The organism is Arsukibacterium sp. (assembly GCF_041616895.1).
GTDB lineage: Bacteria > Pseudomonadota > Gammaproteobacteria > Enterobacterales > Alteromonadaceae > Alishewanella.
On the sequence record NZ_JBFJPY010000153.1, the window covers coordinates 1 to 4,633 of the forward strand.

Annotated in this window: 7 protein-coding genes; 5 read left to right on the forward strand and 2 right to left on the reverse strand. The window is 50.7% G+C overall.

Annotated elements, in window-relative coordinates:
* Positions 1-762, reverse strand: a 762-nt coding sequence (coaBC, locus tag ABY802_RS15915; RefSeq protein ID WP_372628109.1) for a bifunctional phosphopantothenoylcysteine decarboxylase/phosphopantothenate--cysteine ligase CoaBC, incomplete at its 3' end; no start/stop codon positions are given.
* Positions 763-844: 82 nt separating this feature from the next.
* Here coaBC and radC point away from each other — a divergent pair.
* From radC to mutM, 5 genes are all read left to right on the forward strand, one after another.
* Positions 845-1,519: a DNA repair protein RadC gene (radC, locus tag ABY802_RS15920; RefSeq protein WP_372628110.1), complete on the forward strand. Its 675-nt coding sequence runs from the start codon at positions 845-847 to the stop codon at positions 1,517-1,519.
* A 179-nt stretch (positions 1,520-1,698) separates the two neighbouring features.
* The gene (gene rpmB / locus ABY802_RS15925) at positions 1,699-1,935 is read left to right on the forward strand and encodes a 50S ribosomal protein L28 (protein WP_026349251.1); all 237 of its coding nucleotides are present in this window, start codon (positions 1,699-1,701) and stop codon (positions 1,933-1,935) included.
* Between the two features lie 11 nt (positions 1,936-1,946).
* Positions 1,947-2,102, forward strand: coding sequence for a 50S ribosomal protein L33 (gene rpmG / locus ABY802_RS15930; RefSeq protein ID WP_008219722.1), 156 nt, complete (start codon positions 1,947-1,949; stop codon positions 2,100-2,102).
* A gap of 111 nt (positions 2,103-2,213) precedes the next feature.
* Positions 2,214-2,687 (forward strand): hypothetical protein, encoded by a 474-nt coding sequence (locus ABY802_RS15935; RefSeq protein ID WP_372628111.1) that lies wholly within the window; start codon positions 2,214-2,216, stop codon positions 2,685-2,687.
* A gap of 52 nt (positions 2,688-2,739) precedes the next feature.
* Positions 2,740-3,549, forward strand: a complete 810-nt coding sequence (gene mutM / locus ABY802_RS15940; RefSeq protein ID WP_372628112.1) for a bifunctional DNA-formamidopyrimidine glycosylase/DNA-(apurinic or apyrimidinic site) lyase — start codon at positions 2,740-2,742, stop codon at positions 3,547-3,549.
* A gap of 6 nt (positions 3,550-3,555) precedes the next feature.
* On the opposite strand, the gene ABY802_RS15945 is transcribed toward mutM, so the two are convergent.
* On the reverse strand, positions 3,556-4,633 hold a 1,078-nt coding region (locus ABY802_RS15945; protein ID WP_372628113.1), incomplete at its 5' end, for a hypothetical protein.

The following is a 4,633-nucleotide window of genomic DNA, read 5'->3' on the forward strand; positions in this document are numbered from 1 at the left end:
CCGCTTAACCCCTACTGGGGCAGTCAGTTGCACCGGGCCACTGATTAGCGTGACATCAGCGCCCATGGCAGCGGCAGCGGCGGCTAAGGCAAAGCCCATTTTACCGGAGCTATGGTTAGATAAATAACGCACCGGGTCCAGCGCTTCACGGGTAGGGCCGGCGGTAATGGTTACCTTAACTCCCGTAAGCGGGATAGCTGGTTTCAGGGTTTGCTCAAAACTTTGCTCAATTAGTGCAACCAGCTCCAGCGGTTCCAGCATGCGGCCATAGCCAACGTCACCACAGGCTTGCTCGCCGGCCCCCGGGCCATAAATGTGAAATTTATGTTTTTTTATTGTTGCTAAGTTTTGCTGGGTAGCTATATTGTTATACATCTGCTGGTTCATGGCAGGCGCTACCGCCACCGGTGCTGCCGTGGCCAGTACACAGGTAGTGAGCAAGTCGTTAGCCATACCGTGGGCCAGTCTGGCGATAACATCGGCCGAGGCGGGTGCCACCACAATAAGGTTGGCCCATTTGGCCAGTTCAATATGACCCATGGCCGCTTCTGCTGCCGGGTCTAGCATACTGGTGCTAACCGGGTTACCCGATACGGCCTGCAAAGTAAGCGGAGTAATAAATTGCTGGGCAGCATCGGTTAGGATCACTCTGACCTCGGCGCCCCGCTCTTTTAAGCGGCGGACTAAATCGGCACTTTTGTAGGCAGCAATGCCGCCACTAATGCCCAGTAAAATACGTTTTGCTGCCAGTGTCTGCTGCATAAATACCTAAAGCTGGTCCTGAAATCATCGGCATAAGATAACACGGAACGTAAAAATCGGCATCAATTCAGGGGGGATTCAGATGGCAATTTCTGACTGGCCATTAACCGAACGACCGCGCGAAAAACTATTGCAACTGGGGCCCAAGGCATTATCTGATGCCGAGCTTTTGGCGATATTTCTGCGCACCGGGGTCAGTGGCTGTGATGCCGTTACGCTGGCCCGTCAGCTTTTGAATCATTTTGGCTCGCTACGCCGCTTAATGGGCGCCAGCCAGCATGAGTTTTGCCAGGCAAAAGGTTTAGGCGAAGCAAAATTTGTCCAATTACAGGCAGTGTTGGAGCTGAGTAAGCGTTATATGCAACAGCAATTACAACGCGAAACGGTATTTACTGAGCCGGCCCTGGTAAAAAAATTTTTGTCACACACCATAGGCCACGAACAACGTGAGATTTTCCTGTTACTTTACCTTGATAATCAGCATCGTTTAATTGCCAGCGAGCCACTATTTATGGGGACTATCGATGCATCGCCGGTGTATCCGCGTATTGTAGTTCAGCGCGCTTTAGCGCATAATGCCGCCGCCGTTATATTGGCTCATAATCATCCTTCCGGGGTGGCAGAGCCAAGCCGCGCCGACAGGGCAATAACGGAGCGCCTGACCCAGGCCATGGCGTTAGTAGATATAAAAATACTGGACCATTTTGTGGTGGGCGATGCAGAGGTTGTGTCTTTTGCAGAACGCGGCTGGCTTTAACAATATTTAAACGATACGGGCGGATCGCCAACGGATCTGCCTGAAGTGCCATTTAAATTCTCTTGAGTTTAGTGGGGCTTTCGTGTATAAAGTGCGCCCTCATCCATTTTCGGGGCAACCTTCAAGGCCAGAAGGGTGAATGATAGCTCGAGCTGACGTAATTTTGGAGAAATATAGACATGTCTAGAGTATGCCAAGTAACTGGCAAAGGTCCGATGGTAGGTAACCGTCGTTCGCACGCCAACAACGCGACAAAGCGCCGTTTCCTGCCTAACCTGCAAACTCACCGTTTCTGGGTTGAAAGCGAAAACCGTTTTGTTACTTTACGTACTACCACCCGTGGTATGCGTATTATTGACAAGAAAGGTATCGACGCCGTTTTAGTAGACGTTCGTGCCAACGGTCACAAGGTATAAGGAATTAACTCATGCGCGATAAAATCCGTTTAGTTTCTTCTGCCGGTACTGGCTTCTTCTACACTACAACGAAGAACAAGCGTACCATGCCAGAAAAAATGGAAATTAAAAAGTTCGATCCTAAAGTGCGTAAGCACGTGATTTTCAAAGAAGCGAAAATCAAGTAATCGACCTGAAAACCCGGCCTTCGCCGGGTTTTTGCTTTTTATACCCTGCCTAAGTTACTATGCCGCTGCGCCCTTGCAGACAGGTGCTGCCCTGAGCACTAAGGTATAACTATGTTAAAACTCTCGCGCCGCAACTGGAATAATGTGCTGATTTTTGCCGTGCTTATTCTGATGTTTGTGCTGTATGGCATTCCCCAGCGCTTACAACAACAAATGACAGCAGAGCAGCGGTTAATTCCTGCTGATTCCCAGCTGCTAATGGTGGGTTTTGCCAATCAGCGTCTGGTAAAAGCTGGCCCGCAGTGGCAACTGCAACCGCAAAGCAATACCGTGGTTAATGCGGAGCAATTAGCGCTGGCCTGGCAACATAGCCAGTTAACACCGGTAGAAACCTTACCCATGCAAAGCCGGGTGCCGGTGGCACAGGCCAGTGTGCAACTGGTGGGTGAGACTAGCCCGGTGATCTGGTTATTGTATCCGGATACTGAGTCAGACGCTGGCCAGTACCTGTTACAACAGGCGGGCAGCAGTCAGTTCTACCAGCTGAGCGCTGCTCAGGCGAAACAACTCTTTTTATTAAAGTAAGGCTCGGTTCCCGCCCGCTTTTTTAGAGTACCCGTTTTTTGGAGTATACGTAGTGCCAGAATTACCCGAGGTTGAAGTATCCCGTTTAGGGATTAGCCCGCATCTTGAAGGCCAGCAATTACTGAGCGTGGTCGCCCGGCAGCGCCAGCTGCGTTGGTGGATCCCGGATGAGGTGGTTGCCCTAAGCAACCAGCCGATCCTGGCGGTTACCCGTCGGGCCAAATACTTGCTGATTAGCTTGCCCGCTGGCGACATTATTCTGCATTTAGGCATGTCGGGGCATTTAAAAGTAGTGACTGCCTCCACTCCGGCTACCAAACACGACCATTTGGATTTACTGCTATCCAACAATAAAATACTACGCTTAAACGATACCCGTCGTTTTGGTGCGGTATTGTGGCAGGCAAAAAATCAGCCGCATCCATTGCTGGCGGCGTTAGGGCCCGAACCATTGACCAGTGACTTTAGTGTCAATACATTGATTGACGCTTGCGCCAAACGCACGGCTGCCATAAAGCTGGTGCTAATGGACAATAAGGTGGTAGTCGGGGTAGGAAATATTTACGCCAATGAGGCCCTGTTTAAAGCGGGCATTCTGCCGAGTGCGCCCGCCAATACCGTGGCAGCTGATCAACTGGCGCTGCTAAGCACTGTGGTAAAAGAAACCCTTTCGGCGGCAATTGTACAGGGGGGGACTACCTTAAAAGATTTCAGTCAGGCTGATGGCAAGCCAGGCTATTTTAAACAGCAATTACTGGTGTATGGCCGGGGCGGCCAGCCGTGTGTTAATTGCCAGCAGCCATTAACAGAGATAAAGCTGGGACAGCGCACCACGGTATTTTGTAGTTTGTGTCAGGCGTAAGGAAGGTTAAAAACGCCGTTTAGCGGTAATTCGCCACTGCCAATTGCCCAGCTCCGGGTTGTCAGTTACCGGGCGGGTTAAGTCAATATGCACCATAGTGCCGCGGCTGGAGTGGGTAGACAATAAGCGAACACCCACACCGACTCCGTATAGAATACTGTCGTCAATCTCGTTTTCACCACGTTGCTCAGCTCCCCAGCTACGGCCGGCATCGGCAAAACCCGCAAAGCCTACGTCGAAAATCCGCAAAATATTCCAATCGGTGTAATAGCGATACTCGGCGGTGGCCACTATCCGGTTATCTCCGCGCTGGTAAAACAACGGAAAAGCCCGCAGGCCGGTGTCGCCGCCCAGGTAAAGCACTTCATCGGCAAATAAATCTTTACCACGTTGTAAATCCAGAATGCCAACCACACTGCTTTGCCGGTTCAGCTGATATACCATTTGCCAGTGCGTGCTGATCAGTTGCTGGCGTAAGTCGGCCATTTTCAAGCCATGGTAACGAAAACTGGCTAACAGCCAGATGTCATGGTGCAACGACCAGGCTTTCTCTATGGCGGCATCAAGCTGCCAGCCACTGGCGTCAGCCCCCAGACCTTTTTGTAGCTGACCCAGCCGCAGATAAGCCTGCCAGCCTAAGTTAATATCTTCTACCCGGTTAAACTGGTTGATGTTATACAATTTACGATAGTTATCTTCCAGCAACTGATACTCAACCCACACCCTTGATAAATTACGTTCGCCAGGCAGATTGAACAAGGTGTCGGCCGTGTCGGCAAAACTGACATCTTCCAGGGTGATTCCGCTGTTAATCCGGTGAATTCGCTTACTATCGCCAGCCAGGCGCCAGCCAAAAAAGCTGGTAAAGCCATGCTGTGTCCTATCGTACTGGTTCACTTTCTCACCAAGGACATAATCATTTATTTGCTGTTTGTCTTTACTGACATCGGCACTGACTGCCCAGGGTGAACTCAAGCGGTAAAAGGGTCGCTGGATATTAAACTGATAACTTTCGCCATCTGAATTATTGGCATAGCGGGTAAGCGCCTGCCAATGGCTACCCATAATATTCGGGCTGGCAAAA